At 66.9% G+C, this 17,870-nt stretch carries 15 protein-coding genes; 14 read left to right on the top strand and 1 reads right to left on the bottom strand.

Annotated elements, in window-relative coordinates; all coding sequences use genetic code 11:
* Positions 1-187 precede the first annotated feature (187 nt).
* The 8 genes from JGU66_28290 to JGU66_28255 all read left to right on the top strand — a co-directional run bounded on the left by JGU66_28290 (position 188) and on the right by JGU66_28255 (position 11,525).
* Positions 188-1,771: a DUF3459 domain-containing protein gene (locus JGU66_28290; GenBank protein MBJ6764686.1), complete on the top strand. Its 1,584-nt coding sequence runs from the start codon at positions 188-190 to the stop codon at positions 1,769-1,771.
* Positions 1,772-1,832: 61 nt separating this feature from the next.
* Positions 1,833-2,927, top strand: a complete 1,095-nt coding sequence (ugpC, locus tag JGU66_28285) for a sn-glycerol-3-phosphate ABC transporter ATP-binding protein UgpC (GenBank protein ID MBJ6764685.1) — start codon at positions 1,833-1,835, stop codon at positions 2,925-2,927.
* 25 nt (positions 2,928-2,952) lie between these two features.
* Positions 2,953-4,179, top strand: a complete 1,227-nt coding sequence (locus JGU66_28280; protein MBJ6764684.1) for an extracellular solute-binding protein — start codon at positions 2,953-2,955, stop codon at positions 4,177-4,179.
* Entirely contained in the window at positions 4,127-6,232 is a 2,106-nt protein-coding gene (locus tag JGU66_28275) for a sugar ABC transporter permease (protein MBJ6764683.1), read from the top strand. Before JGU66_28280 ends, JGU66_28275 begins: the two co-directional genes overlap by 53 nt.
* A 3-nt stretch (positions 6,233-6,235) precedes the next feature.
* Positions 6,236-7,123 (top strand): sugar ABC transporter permease, encoded by an 888-nt coding sequence (locus tag JGU66_28270; protein MBJ6764682.1) that lies wholly within the window; start codon positions 6,236-6,238, stop codon positions 7,121-7,123.
* Positions 7,124-7,162: 39 nt separating this feature from the next.
* Positions 7,163-8,089, top strand: coding sequence for a hypothetical protein (locus JGU66_28265; GenBank protein ID MBJ6764681.1), 927 nt, complete (start codon positions 7,163-7,165; stop codon positions 8,087-8,089).
* Between the two features lie 111 nt (positions 8,090-8,200).
* A complete protein-coding gene (locus JGU66_28260; GenBank protein ID MBJ6764680.1) occupies positions 8,201-10,399 on the top strand; it encodes a hypothetical protein in 2,199 nt (732 codons plus the stop codon).
* Between the two features lie 121 nt (positions 10,400-10,520).
* On the top strand, positions 10,521-11,525 hold the full coding sequence (locus JGU66_28255; protein ID MBJ6764679.1) for a hypothetical protein: 1,005 nt from the start codon (positions 10,521-10,523) through the stop codon (positions 11,523-11,525).
* 44 nt (positions 11,526-11,569) lie between these two features.
* On the opposite strand, the gene JGU66_28250 is transcribed toward JGU66_28255, so the two are convergent.
* Positions 11,570-12,601, bottom strand: a complete 1,032-nt coding sequence (locus JGU66_28250) for an SGNH/GDSL hydrolase family protein (GenBank protein ID MBJ6764678.1) — start codon at positions 12,599-12,601, stop codon at positions 11,570-11,572.
* A gap of 398 nt (positions 12,602-12,999) precedes the next feature.
* Here JGU66_28250 and JGU66_28245 point away from each other — a divergent pair, with 398 nt between their 5' ends.
* The 6 genes from JGU66_28245 (at position 13,000) to JGU66_28220 (ending at position 17,800) form a co-directional block, all read left to right on the top strand.
* Positions 13,000-13,752, top strand: a complete 753-nt coding sequence (locus JGU66_28245; GenBank protein ID MBJ6764677.1) for a hypothetical protein — start codon at positions 13,000-13,002, stop codon at positions 13,750-13,752.
* A 174-nt stretch (positions 13,753-13,926) separates the two neighbouring features.
* A complete protein-coding gene (locus tag JGU66_28240; GenBank protein MBJ6764676.1) occupies positions 13,927-15,258 on the top strand; it encodes an AHH domain-containing protein in 1,332 nt (443 codons plus the stop codon).
* Positions 15,259-15,261: 3 nt separating this feature from the next.
* A complete protein-coding gene (locus JGU66_28235; protein MBJ6764675.1) occupies positions 15,262-15,831 on the top strand; it encodes a hypothetical protein in 570 nt (189 codons plus the stop codon).
* Between the two features lie 183 nt (positions 15,832-16,014).
* Positions 16,015-16,893, top strand: coding sequence for a nucleotidyltransferase (locus tag JGU66_28230; GenBank protein MBJ6764674.1), 879 nt, complete (start codon positions 16,015-16,017; stop codon positions 16,891-16,893).
* A 117-nt stretch (positions 16,894-17,010) separates the two neighbouring features.
* A complete protein-coding gene (locus tag JGU66_28225; GenBank protein MBJ6764673.1) occupies positions 17,011-17,469 on the top strand; it encodes an SRPBCC family protein in 459 nt (152 codons plus the stop codon).
* A 4-nt stretch (positions 17,470-17,473) separates the two neighbouring features.
* Positions 17,474-17,800 (top strand): winged helix-turn-helix transcriptional regulator, encoded by a 327-nt coding sequence (locus JGU66_28220; protein MBJ6764672.1) that lies wholly within the window; start codon positions 17,474-17,476, stop codon positions 17,798-17,800.
* Positions 17,801-17,870: the final 70 nt, after the last annotated feature.

Genomic DNA, 17,870 nt, shown 5'->3' with positions numbered 1-17,870 from the left:
ACGGTAAAACTCGAATTTATTTCAAAGCGAGGTTGGGCCCCCGCTGGCCCACCTGGATGCCGCGCTGCGTCGTGTGACGCGCCCGTCACCGAGAGGGTCCGGCCCCCTCGGAGAGTGGAGCGGTACGCCGCAAAAGTTCCGCGAGAACTTCACCGGGATGGAATCTGTTCGGTACAGTGCGCCGCCCATGGCCGAACGCAGCTCTCGCCGGAAAACGAACGTTCCCCGGCGCCTCGGAAGGACCCGGCGCGTGCTCCCTGGCCTCGCCGCGGCGTGCCTGGTGGGGTGCGCCCACGGGGCCGCTGAGTCCCTACCTACCCCGGTGGATGCCGCGCCTCCGGTGGCGCAGGCCGCCAGCGCATCGCGCCAGCCCACGGCCCCGGAGCGGCGGTGGGCGGACGAGGTTTTGTACTTCGTCGTGCTCGACCGGTTCGCGGACGGGGACGCCTCCAACAACGCGAAGGTGGATGTCTCGGCGCCCGGGGCCTTTCATGGGGGAGACCTCAAGGGGCTCACCGCGCGTCTGGATGAGCTGTCTTCCTTGGGCGTGACGGCGCTGTGGCTCACGCCGCTGGTGAAGAACATCGACGGGTTCGTCACGGGCGCGGGCTTCCCGGACTGGGGCTATCACGGCTACTGGGCGGATGACTTCCACCAGTTGGATCCGCGCTTCGGTACCGAGCAGGACTTCAAGGCGCTGGTGGAGGCGTGTCATCAGCGAGGCATCCGTGTGTTGTTGGATGTCGTCTACAACCACGCGGGCTATGGCTCGCGCTACTTGAAGGACCACCCGGGGTGGTTTCGCTCCGAGGAGACGGGCACCTGCGGACAGGACGATGTCACGTCGTGTGTCTCGGGCCTGCCGGACTTCAAGACGGAGCAGCCCGAGGTGGCGCGCTACCTGCTCGACGCGCAGCTCGACTGGGCGAAGCGCTCGGGGGTGGATGGCTTCCGGTTGGACACCGTGAAGCATGTGTCGCACGACTTCTGGAAGGAGCACCGCCGCCGGACGCGCGCGGAGGTATCACCCAGCTTCTTCCTCCTGGGCGAGGTGTGGGGCGGCGACGCGCAGACGTTGGACGCGTGGTTCGAGGGCGACGAGATGGACGCCGGCTTCGACTTCTCCTTTCAGGGGAGCGTGCTGGGCTTCGTGCAGGGGCGCGGGCGCGCCATCGCGTTCGACCGGTATCTCCAGTCGCGGAGCAAGGTGCGCGCGGGTCACCACCTGGCGCACTTCCTGTCCTCGCATGACGTGGACGGGGCGCTGCATCAGCTCGGGGGAGACCTGGCGCGCTTCAAGCTGGCGGCGGCGTTGCAGCTCACCACCTCGGGCATCCCCGTCATCTACTACGGCGAGGAGGTCGCGCGCCCCGGTGGAGACTGGCCCGCCAATCGTGGAGACATGCCCTGGGGTTCGAGCGCGGTGAAGCCGGGCGCGGGGCTCGTGCGAGACGAGCGCCTGCGCGACTTCTACCGCCGGCTCATCGCCGTGCGGCGCGCGCATCCGGCGTTGTCTCGGGGCACGCATCAGGCGCTGTCCACCGAGGGCGATGTGTATGTCTTTCTGAGGACGGACCCGGAGACCCAGGACGCGGTGTTGGTGGCGGTGAACCGGGGCGAGACGCGCGCCACCGTGTCGGTGCCCCGTCCTCCGGCTTGGGACCAGGTCGTCGTGGAAGACCTGCTGAACACAGGGCGGGTCAGCACGGGCCCCACGTTGGAGCTGGTGCTGGAGCCGCTGTCCACGCGAATCGTGGGGCACCCCCAATGAGCGGCCTCGGCGTGGCGGGGGCATGTGACGGTTCTCTGTTGGGTCGCGCGGGGAGGGCTTGATGGCCGGCGTGTGGTTCAAGGACGTGGCGAAGCGATACGGGGACGTGTCGGTCATCGAGGGGCTCAACCTCGAGATTCGCGACCAGGAGTTCATGGTCCTCGTGGGCCCCTCCGGCTGTGGCAAGTCCACGGCGCTGCGAATGATTGCCGGCCTGGAGGAGGTCTCCGGCGGCACCATCTCCATTGGCGCGCGGGCGGTGAATGACCTGCCGCCCAAGGACCGCGACGTCTCGATGGTGTTCCAGAACTACGCGCTCTATCCGCACATGACGGTGCGGGAGAACATGGAGTTCGGGCTGAAGATTCGCAAGACGCCCAAGCCGGAGATGAACCGGCTGGTGAGCGAGGCGGCGGAGGTGCTGGGCATCGCGCACCTCCTGGACCGCAAGCCCAAGGCACTCTCCGGCGGACAGCGGCAGCGCGTGGCGCTGGGGCGCGCCATCGTGCGCAAGCCCTCCGTGTTCCTCTTCGACGAGCCGCTCTCCAACCTGGACGCGAAGCTGCGCGTGCAGATGCGCTCGGAGATCAAGAAGCTCCAGAGCCGACTCCAGGTCACCTCCGTCTACGTCACGCACGACCAGATTGAAGCGATGACGATGGGCCACCGCATCGCGGTGATGAAGGAGGGCAAGATTCAGCAGCTCGGCACGCCGCTGGAGGTGTACGAGCGGCCCGCCAACGTCTTCGTGGCGCAGTTCATCGGCACGCCGCCCATCAACCTGCTGTCCGCCACCTTGGAAGCGGATGGCGCGGGCCTGAAGGGCGAGGGCTTCCGCCTGCCGGTGCCCCAGTCCCTGCGCGCGCTGACCGCGGGCAAGGGCGGCACCGCGCTGAAGGTGGGCATCCGGCCGGATCAGCTCATCGCCGGTGACGCCCGCGCGCGCGGTGAGACAGCCCAGGTGGAGGCCCGCGTGGAGCTGGTGGAGCCGCTGGGCAACGAGCTCATCGTCCACGCGCGCCTGGGTGACAACCCGCTCGTCTTCCGCATGCCGCCTCGGGAGTCACCCGCGACGGGTGCATTGCTGCCCGTGGCCGTGGAGCTGGACTCCCTGCACCTCTTCGATGCCGCCACCGAGCGGCGCCTCGCCGTCTGAGCCCCCCGACATTGGAGACCCTGGAATGACAACCGTGCGAACCCTGGTCGCGGCCCTGTGCCTGTGCGCGCTGGGCCTGCTGCCACTGCCGTCCCTCGCCGCCACCGAGCTGGTCCTGTGGCACGCCTACCGCGCCGAGGAGAAGGCCGCGCTGGAGAAGGTGGTGGCGGAGTACAACGCCGCCAACGCCGCCAAGGGCATCAAGGTGACGACGCTGGCCGTCCCTTACGACGCATACGCGGACAAGATTTCCGCCACCGTGCCGCGCGGCAAGGGACCAGACCTCTTCATCTTCGCGCAGGACCGGCTGGGCGGATGGATTGAGTCCGGCAACACGGTGGAGCCCATCGACTTCTACCTGGATGACGCGACGAAGAAGCGCTTCATCCCCTCGACGATGGAGGCGATGACCTACCGGGGCACCACGTACGGGCTGCCGCTCAACTACAAGGTCATCACGCTCATCTACAACAAGAAGCTGGTGCCGGTGCCGCCCAAGACGACGGGCGAGCTGGTGAAGCTGGCCAAGACGCTGACGGACAAGAAGGCGGGCCGCTTCGGACTGGCGTATGCCTATTCCGACTTCTACTACCACGCGGCGCTGATGAATGGCTTTGGCGGGGGCGTCTTCGGGCCCAACGTCACGCCCACGCTCAACTCGCCGCAGAACGTGAAGTCGCTCGAGCTGATGATGAAGTGGCTGGAGAAGGACGGCATCGTCCCCACCGAGCCGTCCACGGCGCTCATCACCGCGCTGTTCAACGAGGGCAAGGCGGCCATGGTGTTCTCCGGCCCCTGGTTCCTGGGCGAGGTCGCCAAGGGCGTGGACTACGGCCTGGCGCGGCTGCCCGTCCTGGACGAGGCCGGCGGCAAGCCGATGTCTCCCTGGATGACGGTGGAGGGCGTGTACGTGGCGGCGCCGTCCAAGAACAAGGAGGCGGCGTATGACTTCGCGCGCTTCCTCACCGAGGCGTCCTCCGCGAGGACGCTGGCCCTGGAGGGCCGCCAGAGCCCGTCCAATCAGACGGTCTACGCGGACGCGAAGGTGGCCGCGGATCCGCAGCTCAAGGCCATGCGCGAGCAGGTCGAGGTGGCCGTGCCCATGCCCAACGTGCCGGAGATGAGCATGGTCTGGTCCCCCGCGACGAGCGCGATGAACGCCATCGTGAAGAAGGCCTCCACGCCCAAGGCCGCCATGGATGTGGCCCAGAAGGCCGTGGCGAAGGACGTCGCCAACCTGCGGAAGAAGTGAGGACGGGGTGAGCACGAACGCACCACAGCAGCCCGCGGGTGGCCTGGGAGGACCGGGCTCCGGCGTCGTGTCCGGGCAACAGGGGGACGTCCTCCTGACGGGCGCGAGCGGCGGCCCCGCGTCCTCGCTCCACCGAGGCCGGGTGCTGGGTGGGCTCGCGCTCACGCTGGGCCTGTCGTTGTTCCTGGCGAACGGGCTGCTCGCGCGCGCCAGTGAGGAGCGCGCGGTGGAACGTGAGCAGCGCCGCGCGGGCGTGGCCCTGCTCTCGCTCGCGGAGATGGTCCAGCGCGCGGGCGGCTCCGGCGATGCGGTGCGCGCCGTGGTGAAGGACTGGCCCCTGCCCGCGGGCGCCGCCGTGCGCGTCATCGCGTTCAGCGGCATCCGGCTGGAGGCCTCCACCTTCCCCGAGGACACCGGTGACAAGGTGGCCCCGCGCCGGCTGTCGCGCGACGAGAAGCCGCTCTACGACCGAGGCCAGCGGCTGCGCGCCGCGGTGGAGACGAACCGCGAAGAGGGGGGGGCGCGCAAGCCCGAGGTGGAAGCCGAGACGCTGCCTTCAGGGGGACGTCTGCTGTCCGCGCCCGTGGAGGTGGACGGCGCGGTGGTGGGCTCCGTGGAGGTGATGACTCCGCCGGTGTCTCCCGTGGGCCGGAGCGGACTCGCCGAGGCGCTGGCCGCCTTCCTGTTGCCGCTCGTGGTCTGCACAGGGGTGGGCTTCCGGGTGCGGCGCCAGCGCGTGTTCGCCGCGGTGGCGGCCGTGCTCTTCGTGGCGGGACTGGGGGGCTACGCGGTCCACTCCCTGCGCACGCTGGCGGATGAGCTGCGCGGGACCCAGGACGCAGTGGGCGCCGAGCTGCGCGAGCGCGCCGCGCGCGCACAAGGCCTGCTGTCCGCTCAAGGGCTGCGGACCGAGCCCGCGCTCACGCCCGCTGCCTGGGACGCGGACGCCCTGCGCCGTCCGCTGGGGCTGCTGACGGACGCGGGCCAGCCCGTGGAGGCGGTGCTCGCCACGCGCGTGGCCCAGGTGCGCGGCGAGGCCCGTCGCGCGCTCGGGTTGCTCGGCGTGCTGGGGCTCGCGCTGTTGCTGTACGTGGGCCTGGGCGGACTGCGCCACACCGTCGCCACGCTGAAGGAGCACCGGCAGGCCTACGCATACATCCTGCCCGCGCTGGTGGGCATGGTGCTGCTGGTCTTCTTCCCGTTTGGCTATGGCATCGCGCTGTCGTTCACGGACGCGAACCTCTACAACACGCACCTGCCGTTGTCGGAGCTGTGGGTCGGCCTGCGCAACTACGTCGAGATCCTGGGCGACTTCCAGATTGCGCGGCGGGCGGCGGATGGCTCGCTCGTCTTCAACTACCTCAACTTCTATTACACGCTGTTCTTCACCGTGGTGTGGACGGTGACCAACGTGGCCATCGGCGTGACGGTGGGCCTGGTGCTGGCGCTGGCGCTCAACGTGCCCAATCTGCGCCTGCGGCCGGTGTACCGGGTGGTGCTCATCCTGCCGTGGGCCATGCCCAACTACATCACCGCGCTCATCTGGAAGGGCATGTTCCACCAGCAGTTCGGCGTGGTGAATCACGTCATCCGGATGTTTGGCGGGCAGGGGGTGTCGTGGTTCGACTCGCCCACCACCTCGTTCCTCACGGCGCTGGCCACCAACGGGTGGCTGAGCTTCCCGTTCATGATGGTGGTGTCACTGGGCGCCCTCCAGTCCATCCCCGCGGAGCTCTACGAGGCCGCGCGCGTGGACGGAGCCAATCGCTGGCAGCAGTTCACCGCCATCACGTTGCCCGCGCTGCGGCCCGCGCTGGTGCCGGCCGTCATCCTGTCGGTGGTGTGGACGTTCAACATGTTCAACATCATCTTCCTGGTGACGGCGGGCGACCCGGGCAACTCCACCGAAATCCTGGTGACGCAGGCCTTCAAGTTCGCCTTCCAGCGCTACCGGTACGGCTACGCGGCGGCCTACGCGACCATCATCTTCGGCATCCTGCTGCTCTACAGCCTGGCGCAGAACCGGGTCAGCCGCGCCACGGAGGCCGCGTAACCCATGGCGCTCTTCTCGTCACGACGCGAGGGTGTGCCGCACCTGCCGCTGCACGTGCTGTTGCTCGGCTTCACCCTCTTCACGCTCTACCCCATCCTCTGGGTGGTGAGCCTGGCGTTCTCCGGCCGCCAGAGCCTGGCCATCTCCACGCTGCCCGAGTCCCCCACCGCCATGGACCGGCTGCGCGCCGTCATCCCGTGGCCGGAGACGTGGTCGCTCTCCAACTTCACGTCGGTGCTGACGGATCAGCCCTTCGCCAAGTGGGTGCTCAACAGCATCATCATCGCCACGGGCACCACCGTGGTGGGTGTCTTCGTGGCGTGCACGGCGGCGTATGCCTTCAGCCGCTTCAAGTTCCCCGGCCAGCGCGCGGGGCTGATGGCGTTCCTGGTGTCGCAGATGTTCCCGGGCACGCTGATGCTCATCCCGCTCTACATCATCCTGGTGCAGTGGCTGGGATTGGGCAGCTCGCGGCTGGGGCTCATCATCGTCTACGCCACCACGTCCATTCCCTTCAGCGTGTGGATGCTCAAGGGCTACTTCGACACCATCCCCAAGGACCTGGAGGAGGCGGCGCTGATGGAGGGCGCGTCCGTCAGCCGCATCTTCTGGAGCATCATCCTGCCCTTGGCCAAGCCCGCGCTGTCCGTGACGGCGCTCTTCAGCTTCATGACGGCGTGGAACGAGTTCATCCTCGCCGCCACGTTCATGGACCAGGAGGCGATGTACACCGCGCCCGTGGGCCTGCGCTTCTTCGTGGGCGGCTTCAGCCAGCAGTGGGGCTACTTCGCCGCGGGCGCCATCCTCGTCTCGGTGCCGGTCGTCGTCCTCTTCCTCTTTCTTCAGAAGTACCTGGTCTCCGGTCTCACCGCTGGAAGCGTCAAGGGCTAGCGCCCACTTGTTTCTCCCCCCGCAAGGAGCCGCACCACCATGAAGCACTCCCGTATCGCAATCCTCTCGCTCGCCGCGTCGCTGGCGGGCAGCTCGGCGCTGGCGGCCGACAAGGTCACCTTCAAGGACCCGACGGGCGACGACAACGGCCCGGGCAAGTATGTCTACCCGACGGACCCCGTGTACAAGAAGGGCTCGTTCGACCTGACCGAGCTGACCGTGGAGAAGTCCGGCTCCAAGGTGGACTTCGTGATTGGCGTGAACTCGGGTCTCGAGGACCCGTGGCGCATGGGCTCCGGCTTCTCCGTCCAGGAGGTGTTTGTCTTCATCGACACCGACGGCAAGCCCGGCAGCGGCCGCACGGACAGCCCCCCGGGCCTGAACGTCGCGTTCGACCCGGCGGACGCCTGGGACAAGGTCGTCGTCATCTCGCCGCAGGGCTCGTCGCGCGTGCGCAACGAGGTGAACACCAAGGCCGCGGCCATGAAGGACTCGGTCGTGGTTCCGCTGCGCGCCAAGGGCTCCGGCAAGAAGATCACCGCCACCGTGGACGCCGCGGACCTGGGCGCCGGTGACCCGTCGCAGTGGCGCTATCAGGTGGTGATGCAGTCGAACGAGGGCTTCCCCGCGGGCAATGACCTGCTCACCCGCAAGGTGAACGAGTACGAGGGCCAGCACCGCTTTGGCGGCGGCACCGACGGAGACTGCGACCCGCACGCCATTGACGTCCTCGCGGGCGAGGGCAAGGGCGACGCGTCCGAGGTGAAGGCCCAGCACGACATGCTGACCTACGAGTGCGCGGCGGACGGCACCGCGACGAAGAAGGCCACGCTGAAGATGGTGGGCAACCGGCCCGCGGCGGCGCAGGCGGCCCCCGCGGCCCCGGCACCGGCTCCCGCTCCGGCGACGGAGAAGCCCGCGGCTCCGGCGACGGAGAAGCCCGCCGCCAACGCCGAGACGAAGTAGTCCGCACTCGCTTTTGACACCTGGGGAGGGCTGCCTCGGTTTGTCGAGGTGGCTCGGGAGAGGGGAAACCCTCTCGGTCACAACATCTGAGGGAAGGTTTTCAGGAACGATATGAAGATTCGCAAGCATGCGGTGCGGGGAGCGTGTGCGCTCACCGCGGTGGTGGCGCTCGTGCCCGCGGCGGCTCTGGCCGACGACAGCGGTCCCAAGCTGACCATCGGTGGTACCACCTATACGAAGTGGCTCCTGGGCAACATGCAGGAGCAGGGCGCCATGTACAACTTCACCACGGTCCCCGGTGAAGGCTATGGCGACAACGGCATTGGCACGGAGCTGGAGCTGCTCCTCAACGCCAAGGTGTCTCCGCAGGTCGAGGTGAACGGCCGCATTCACAGCCGCTTCAACCAGAACTTCTGGACGAACTTTGGTGGCTTCGGCGGTGACCCGAGCAAGCCCTGCGTCGCGGGGGACTGCGGCGAGTTCGACCCGCGCTCCAACCAGTACATCAAGCTGCGCGGCATGTCCGTCACGCTCCGCCCGGGCTACCTGGTGGACACGGCGGTCATCGGCTCCAACGACCTGGGCCAGTTCGACCCGTTTGTCATTGGCCGCATCCGCTACATCGACCGCGACAACGCCCAGGCCGTGCTGCTCCAGGGCTCCGCGTTCGAGCGCAAGCTGACGTGGGACGCGGCGCGCATCGCGCTGCCCCGTCTGTGGGCGGGCCCGGGCTTCAGCACCGGCCTCTTCCACGCCAACGACGCCGTGTATGGCTTCCAGGCCAAGTACACCGTCAATGAGATGGTCGACCTGGGCGGCATCTTCGACTACGCGAACGACCAGGAGGTCCGCACCAGCGACAACAACGTCGACGACGGTCGCTCGCTGACGCCGCGCTACCGCAACGGCGTGGGCGGCCTGAAGGCCGGCGTGCACGTGGGCTCGTGGATGGACGTGCGCGCCGCGTTCTACACGTCGTACTCCAACGCGGATCCGATTCTCTCGGCGGCGAACTTCAATGGCATCAGCGGCTACTCGGCCGTGATTGCCGGCCGGCACTCGGACCAGACGTACATGTTGAACGCGGCGCTGAACGACCCGCTGGACATGGGCCTGTCGCTGAACCTCCAGCTGTTCAGCATTGGCAAGAACTACACCTCCGTGATGGCCAGCCGCCGCGAGGCGGACGTGCTGCTCACCGAGGGCCACGACGGCAGCTTCGCGTTCCCGGGCCCGTCCAACGCGTCCTACGGCGTGTTCAAGGGCAACCCCACCCGCATTGGCTACGGCGGTTGGACGAGCGAGGGCCAGCAGGTGGCCACCGTGAACGTGGACAACGACTTCACGGACTTCGACGAGCCGTTCGCCGAGTCGGTCATCGGCTGGCGCGGCGTGACGGCGAACCCGGTGTACACGCACGGTGCGCTGGAGCTGTCGGGCGAGTACTCGTTCATCACCTACGGCCAGAACTGGCAGGCGTATGGAGACTCGAGCCAGCCGCTCAACGCGACGCAGTACCCCGGCGCGGAGCTGGACACGGGCGTGGGCCACAACTTCCGCTCCATCTTCCAGCCGTTCCAGGACAAGCGCACCAACATCGTGGCGGTGCGCGCCAAGTACGTGCTGGACGTGGCCAAGGGCATCGACCTGTTTGGTCGCTTCAAGTACATCCACGAGACGGACAAGCGCCTGAACGACCCGCGCTTCCTGCCGTACCAGGCGGGCGCGTGCGCGGCGGATGGCAGCGGCTGCGACAACTCGCTCGTGAATGACTACAGCACGGGCAACAGCACCTCGGGCCTGTACAGCAACCCGGGCGTCATCACGAACAGCCAGGGACAGACGGGCTACCAGTGGAAGCCGTTCGACAACATCGCGGACGACGACCGCGTGCTGGACTACACGACCTTCACGGCGGGCGCGGGCTACCAGTTCACGGATGACCTGTATGTGTCCGCGAGCTACTCGAAGTTCTTCGCGGACCTGCTGGACGGCAACACGGCGTTCCAGGCGTACAACCTGCACGAGATGGCGTCCGGCAAGCACAACAAGAACCAGCTCCTGGTGCGCGCGCGCTACATCCTGTCGGGCGTGGAGTTCGGCCTCGAGGGGCAGTACGCGTTCGGCACGTACAAGCCGGACTTCGGCACGGGCTTCGTCACGCAGTACGCGGACGACACCATCTCCGCGGACCACCACGTGAAGGTGGGCTCGGCGGGCTTCACCAACCGCTTCGGCGGGTGGAACAGCATGGAGGAGCGCGAGTTCACCCAGCTGCGCATGAAGGCCTTCATGAAGGCGCAGTTCTAGTCCTTCGCTGAAGCGGCACGTGGTTTCAGGAGCCCGGTGCGCCCTCGTACGCGCCGGGCTCCTTGCGTTCAGGCCGCGCCCCGGGCATGTCCAGGGAGCCGCACGCCGAGGAGTCCCCGCCATGTCCCCGTTCCGCCGAGCCCTGCCCGCGCTCATCCTGGCCTCCACGTTGAGCACCGCCTGCCATTCTCGACGGGCGGGCGAGCCCCTGCTGTTCCGGCTGGAGGACCCCGTGGGGGATGACCACGGGGACGGAGAGCTGGTCTATCCGGTGCGCACGGACCTGGGGCGAGGCGACCTGGACGTGGTGTCGGTGCAGGCGCTGGGCATGGAGGGTGGGACGCGCTTCGAGGTGACGTTCGCGCATCCCATCGCGAAGCCGACGCGGGCGCACACGGTGGACATTGGCGGCGGGACGTTGGCGGACGTGGCGCGCCACGGCTTCTACACGTTCAACGTGGACATCTACGTGGACCAGGACCGCGTGGCGGGCTCGGGGCGGACGGACACGTTGCCGGGGCGCGGCTTGTCGCTGGCGCCCGAGTCCGCGTGGGACAAGGCCTTGGTGCTGACGCCGCGTCCGTATGAGGCGCGGGAGTTGTTGCACAAGCGCTGGCGGCAGGTGGCGCTGGAGGCGCATCGCGCCGAGCACGGTCCGGTGTCGGGGAAGGAGGAGCGGCGGTTGGAGGAGGTGGCGGACCAGGAGGTGGACGCGCGCGTGTTCTTCGCCACGCGCATCCAGGTGAGCGGGCGCACGGTGACGTTCGAGGTGCCGGACGCCTTCCTGGGCGGGCACGCGCGAGCGGAGTGGGGCTACGCGGTGGCGGTGACGGGGGCGTCGCTGGAGCGCAAGGTGGAGCTGAGCCTGCTGGGCGGCAATGACAAGCAGGGCGCGGGGCTGATGGTGATGGGGATTGGGCCCGGAGTGTCCGAGGCGCGTTTCGGAGGCGCGCGCACGGGGGACCCGGACCAGTCGCCGGTGGTGGACCTGCTGGTCCCGTCTGGGATTGCGCAGGAGGACGTGCTGGGCCCCGCGAAGTCGCTCTGGCCGGCGGTGGTGCCCACGCCCGCCGCGAGCGCGGCGGTGCCAGAGACGGCGCCGACGGAGGCGGAAGTCACGCACTGAGCCGCGGCGCGACACTCACTGTCCGATGCCCTGGGGCAGAGGGACTACTCGAGCCCGAGCGACGGGAGGAGGATCGCGGTCGCGATGGCGGCCTGGCCCGCATCATTGGGGTGCAGGTGGTCGCCGCTGTCATAGCGCGCCAGCAGCCGCGCGGGATGGCTCGGGTCACGCAACACGGCATCGGAATCAATCACCGCATCGAACTCGCCGCTGCTTCGTATCCAGTCATTGACCGTTCGGCGCAGCGCATCTTTCTTCGCCGTGTAGTAGCCGGCGACGATGGTTGCATGCTCGAACGGGGGGAGGGTTGAGGCGACGATCCGGATTCTTTCTTTCCGGGCGCGTGCAATCAACTGGCGATAGCCGGAGATCATCTCCTCGGCGCTCACCCGCTCGGATGCAGGCGCGAACGTGCTCGGAAGGCCGATGTCGTTGAGGCCAATTCCTACGATGACGCACCTGACGCCGGCTTGAGTCAGCACGTCGCGTTCGAATCGGGCCAGTCCCGAGGGGCCAAAGAGGGGCCCGGCCGGATTCCTGGCGTGTCGGGGACTGTCGTTCAACAGCCGATTGCCAATGATGCCTTCGTTCAGGACGCTCACGGTCGTGCCCCGAGGCGCCTCTTTCTGCAGCCGTCTGGCCAGCAGGTCGGTCCAACGCTGATTGGCATCCTCGGTGGAGCCGTCGCCATCGATGAGGGAGTCGCCGAACGCGACAATCGCGGAGGATTGAGATGAAGCGACGACATCGACACCCGTGAGGAAGGGCCACGAGGTGCTCGTGCTGGCGACCGGGAAGTTCACGGCCGCCGAGGCGTCACCCGTGGCGGTCGAGACGTAGCTCGTCTGCAATGCCAGGTGGTGCGACGTTGTCGCCTCAGTGGCCTTCGGGAGGAAGAGGCTGACCGCGACGTCCGACAGGGGCGGGACCTCCAGACCGACTGGATCGCTCACCACGGTTGCCCCCGCGGGAATCTCGATGGACGCGCGTCCGCCAAACGCGAGCAGGCGGTCGGAAGCCGGCGCGATGCTGGCGTCGACAGTCCGGAGGGCGACGTGGGCGCCACCGATGAACACGGGATCCTGGCCAAATGTATTTGACAGTCGAATCCGCACCTTTGAGCCACCCGAGCTGGTGTGCACGATGAGGCGCAGGGTCTGGTTCTCGTACCGCTTTGGAGAATGGGCCCTGGGTGGCTGTGGAGAAGCTGTCCAGGTGCCGACCCACGAGACATCGCTCCCTGGGGTTTCCTGGGTCGAGGCGATTGCTGGAGCGCTCGTGCCCAGAACGGCGAGCACCCAGGCAAGGAGCAGGGATTGGGAGTGGGTCATTGCGTGGTCAGTCTCCAGAGGGAGCCCTATCATCGCGGCCGTCCCGGTGGGAGCCGCTGGGGAAGGAATCAACTGGAGCGCGCCTCATCGGAGGTCTCAACGAGCGGGCGCCAGACAACGCGAGACGTACGAGCGGAGAGAACGTGGCCACACCTCAAGGTAGCAACAAGGCAATGGTCGACGCATTCCTGGAATGGATGCGGGCGATGGTCATGCATCTGCCTGCGGTCGACCCCAAGCTGGGCAAGGTCACCCTGAAGAAGGGCACGCTCGAACTCCGCCTGCCGCGCGAGCCTCGCATGCTGCGCGGCAAGGTGTCCGCCCCGCTGTCGTTGCTCACGGGCGTGTTCATGGAACTCGATGCCGCGGCCACGACGCGCGTGTACACACAGTCGACGGGCAAGGCGAATGCCGTACTGGCCCTGCTCCGCAACGAAGGGGTTCCGCAAGAGCGCTACCTTGAACTGCTGAAGGCGACGCGGGAGACGGGGGATGAGGCGGAGGCGCGCCTGGGCATGCTCCTGGCCAAGGACGTGTACGATCCGCACGATCGCAAGCACCCGCTCTTCGCCGAGTTGTTTCCGACGCTGCCGGCCGCCGCGCGCAAGCCGGCCGTGGCAGGCTCGGAGGCGGCGTTTCTCGAGCGACGCCTGCGTGAAGGCCCTGGACGGAGCGCAGTCGACGCGTTGCTCCTGGCGCTGGACCTCAACGAGCATCTGGCAGGTGCCATCAGTGACGTCGGCGCCCAGAAGGCACGCCTGGCGAAGCTGTTGGGCGCGGTCGATCGCACCCTCCCGGCACTCACCGCACGCCCCGAGCTGGCCACACGCGACATCATCCGGCTCGTCCGCCAGCAGCTCGGCAGCGCCCTCGCGTACCGATACGAGCAGGCCTGATTCGCTGGTTGGATGAACCCGAACCGTTGCCTGTTGGGTGACAGGGTGGAATCTGGCCCCCGGTGAGTTGATTGGACGCTGTAGGTCCTGATGCGACTCAGGGATGATGGAGGTTGTCAGACTCGGCTGCTATGTCGCCCCTCTCCGCGCGGTGGCGGAAGTCCTGGGGGGACCATGAGAGCTTTGGCGCTGGCTGCGTTGGTGGTGTTGACTATCGGCTGTGCGACAACGCGCGTCGTACGGCTGGATACCGGGCAAGGCAAACCGATTGTCTACGTGCCCTCCGAGACGCCTCCCGTCGAGATTGACGAGGCGGCGTTCAGTCTCGCGATGACCCAGTTTGTCCTTGATTCGAGGCTGGGCATTGCCTTCAGGCAGCTTGAGCAGGAGGGAGGGCGCCGCTCGTTGCTGGCGTCTTCTCAAGGGCTGGTCATGGGTGTGCAGGCAGCATCCGCGCCCGCGTCGTATGAGCGAATCTGTCAACAACAGCACGAACCGAGTGTTTGCCTGAGATTGCTGACGGGTGGGCTCGCGATGGGCCCCATGGAACGCCGCATGCTGGCGCTCTACTTCGCGCTCGATACGGTCTGGGAGGGCGTGGGAGATGCCGTCAGGGATATGGCGAATGGTGCCGCGCTGCGGGCCAGGGTCACGACGATGATCGGCACAGCCCTGGTGATGCTGGTTGCTCCTGAGTCCGTGACGAAGCTCATCGCGGTGGCGCTGACGGCCTCGCTGATTGCCTGCCTTGGCACGGGGCCCGTCTGGATCCTCGGCCAAGGCTTCCTGCGCCTCCTGGATGAGTCTCGGGACGCCGCAAGCTTCGCGGAGCTAGAGGGAGTGGGGCATCGGTTCGGGAAGGTGCTCGGCGACAATGGGGCGCGGGTCCTGGTTGTCGTCGCGCTGTCGTTGCTCGGAGGAAAGAGCGGCATGGCGGCGCAGGGGGCGAAGATGCCGAGCTTCGCGCTGGCGGCGGCGCGGGCGGAAGTCGAAGGCGGGTTCGTCCTGTCGGGCGCGCTGTCCGGTGGGGTTCAGGCCATCTCCATCTCCTCGGCTGGGGCGCTGAATGTGGTGCTCGCTCCGACGGCAGTCGCCGCGGTTGCGATGGGGGCCGGCCCTGGTGCGGACGCGGGAGCGAGCGCTGGTGCTGGCGGAGGGATTCAGGGCGACCCGGATGGCAAGATCCACCACATCTGCACGGACAAGAACTCCGTCTCCGAATCGACGGGTGGACCGTGGACCCAGCGCTTCGAGAGAATCTTTCAGAAGGCTGGGATGACGCTCAGCGACCCTGCCAACCAAGTCCGTATTCGAGGGCACCAGGGACCGCACCCCAGCGAGTACGACAAGGCCGTCTTCGCGCGGCTGAATGATGCGACGGCTCGATGCGGAAGCACCGCCGCATGTCGTGTTGCGCTTGAGGGGGAACTTGCAAAGATTGCACGGGAACTCTTAAGTGAGGGCTCCGCGCTACGAAAGCTCATTTCCAAAGGTGTCGAGGACTAAGCTGTGGGACGACGATTTTTTGATTTGGGGACGGATGAATACATAGACGGGCGCTGGTATCTGGGAGAACCGATCGGACAGGATGGTCAGGAGGTCGACGATGTCTGGAAGTTCTCTGACGGCTTGCCGATTGATATCTCCGAGAGGCTGCGGTTCCCGGTCGCGCGGCCTGGGAAAGCCCTAGATATCGAGTTTGCGGGAGTGGGTCTCACACCTGTGGTGACGGAGCGAGTTGCCGCTGTCTTTCGGAGACTGGCGCCCAAGGATGTTCAGCTCTTTTCTGTGGATGTTATTGGCGAGTCGGGACCCTATTTCTTGCTCAATGTCATTCGGAAGATTCGCTGCATCGACGACGAGGCGTCGCTGGATGTGCAGTTCCGCACAAGTCCAGAGTTCAAGGAACGAATCGGGGAGTACCGTTCTGTGATTGGGCTGCGAATCGACAAGTCGAAGGTGGGCGACGCTCGCGTGTTTCGGACTTGGGGTTGGCTCACACCCATCATTGTTGACGAAGAGGTCAAGGAGGCCTTGGAGGCAGCTGGGAGTTCAGGCGGAAAGTTCGACGAGGTCTGAACGACCCAGCCTCCGCGGTCCTCGGATGCTGCTTCAGCGTTCCGTGTGCTTCGGACCGCCGCCTCGCCGGGTCCTCCTGGCGTCGCGGCGCTTCCGTCTCCACACCTTGGGTATTCGTTCAATAGCGGGCGGCATGTAATCCCGGGCGCCTCCTTCGTTTCCATGTCAGAGGGAGGCTTCGAGATGCTGACGGTGGCGCAAGCATTTGAGCTGTTCGTGCAGGACCTCCGGTTGCGCGACGGGGAGGAGCGTGAGGCCCAGCGACAGCAGGAGTATGTTTTTAATGCGATGCGGCAACGCCTGGGGCCCAAGGAGTCGATCCTGTCGGGGTCGTATGGTCGGAAGACCGCGATTCGCCCGCTCCACGATATCGATCTCTTCCTCATCTTTTCTGCCGGTGGGTCGCGCAGGGCTGTGCCCGAAGCGATGCTGCTGTGGGTCAAGGAGGCGCTGGAAGATGAGTTTCGCGGTAAGCAGGCAAGAATCCAGAATCGCTCGGTCAATATTGAGTTCAAGACGACGGGAATAGGTTTTGATGTGGTTCCGGCGATCGCGGATGGAAAGCATCCGGAGGTGTACTGGATTCCCGACAGGCGCAGGGGCGAATGGATTCCTAGCAACCCTCGCGCGCATCATGCTGCCTGCAATGCCGCGAATGAGCGCATGGGCATGAAACTCAAGCCGCTCATCAAGTCGCTCAAACGCTGGAATCAACTCCGAGGAAAGCCCGTCCCCTCCTTCCTTCTGGAGGTGCTGGTGTGTGAATGCGGGGACTCGCTTTCGCCCGATGATGGCTATTCGGACAACATGGCCCGGCTGTTTACGCTCCTGCGGGAGCGCATCAGCCAGCGCTGTCCTGAGCCCGCAGGCCTAGGGCCGCCGCTCAATGAGGGCATCGACCTCGGCTATCTCCAGCAGGACCAGCAGCGACTCACCGAGGCTTCACGCAAGGCCATCCGGGCTGTGGAAATGGAGCATCAGGGGAACATGTCCTTGGCCCTGGAGTCCTGGCGTGAGCTGCTGGGGACGGACTTTCCCGTGAGGCTGAGTCGGAGCGTCTGAGCGGCCTGGGAATGCAGGCCAGCCCATGGGCCCCCTTGGTCTGGTTCGGGATTGGTCGGAGAGTGCAACCGGAGGGTTGCGCTTCGTGGCGGGAGGATGCAATGTGCAACCAGGAGGTTGCATATGAGCACGACCGACCGCATCGAGAAGTCGACCCTGCTGCGCGCGTCCCAGGGACGCGTCTGGCGAGCCCTCACGAACTCCGAGGAGTTCGGGACGTGGTTTCGCGTGAAGCTCGACGGTCCCTTTGTCCCGGGCCGAGAGAGCCACGGCAAGCTCACCTACCCGGGCTACGAGCACCTTGGGTTCACCCTCGTCGTGGACCGGATGGACGCCGAGGTCCTGTTCTCCTACCGCTGGCATCCCTACGCCATCGACCCCAAGGTGGACTACTCGGCCGAGCCCATGACGCTGGTCGAGTTCCGCCTGTCGCCTGTCGCCGATGGCGTCCAGCTCACCGTCACCGAGTCGGGCTTCGACCGCCTGCCTCCCGGGCGCCGCGACGAGGCGTTCCGCATGAACTCCGGTGGATGGACCGAGCAGATGCGGAACATCGAGCAGCATGTCGCCGCCTAGCGCGATGGCCGCGTCCCAGGTGCGGGACGCCGCGCCCCTGTTCGCCGCGCTCGGCGATGAGACGCGGCTCCAACTGCTCGTCAGGCTCTCCAAGGGCGGGCCTCGGACCGTGGCTCGGATGAGTGAGCAGTCCCAGGTGTCCCGACAGGCCATCGCCAAGCACCTCCAAGTGCTCTCGAACGTGGGACTCGTTCGCAGCAGCCGAGAGGGCCGTGAGCGAATCTGGGAAGTCGAGCCCAAGCGCCTCGAGGATGCGCGGCATTACCTCGACCGCATCTCCCAGCAATGGGACATGGCGCTCGAGCGCCTCAAGCAGTTCGTCGAGGAGTGAGCGGGAGTCGCCCTCCGCTTGGCCTGTGCTGACGGAGGTGCCCGAGGTGCGCCGACGTGCGTGCCCATGG

The organism is Myxococcaceae bacterium JPH2, assembly GCA_016458225.1.
Lineage (GTDB): Bacteria > Myxococcota > Myxococcia > Myxococcales > Myxococcaceae > Citreicoccus.
This window is presented reverse-complemented; position numbering and strand designations above follow the sequence as displayed.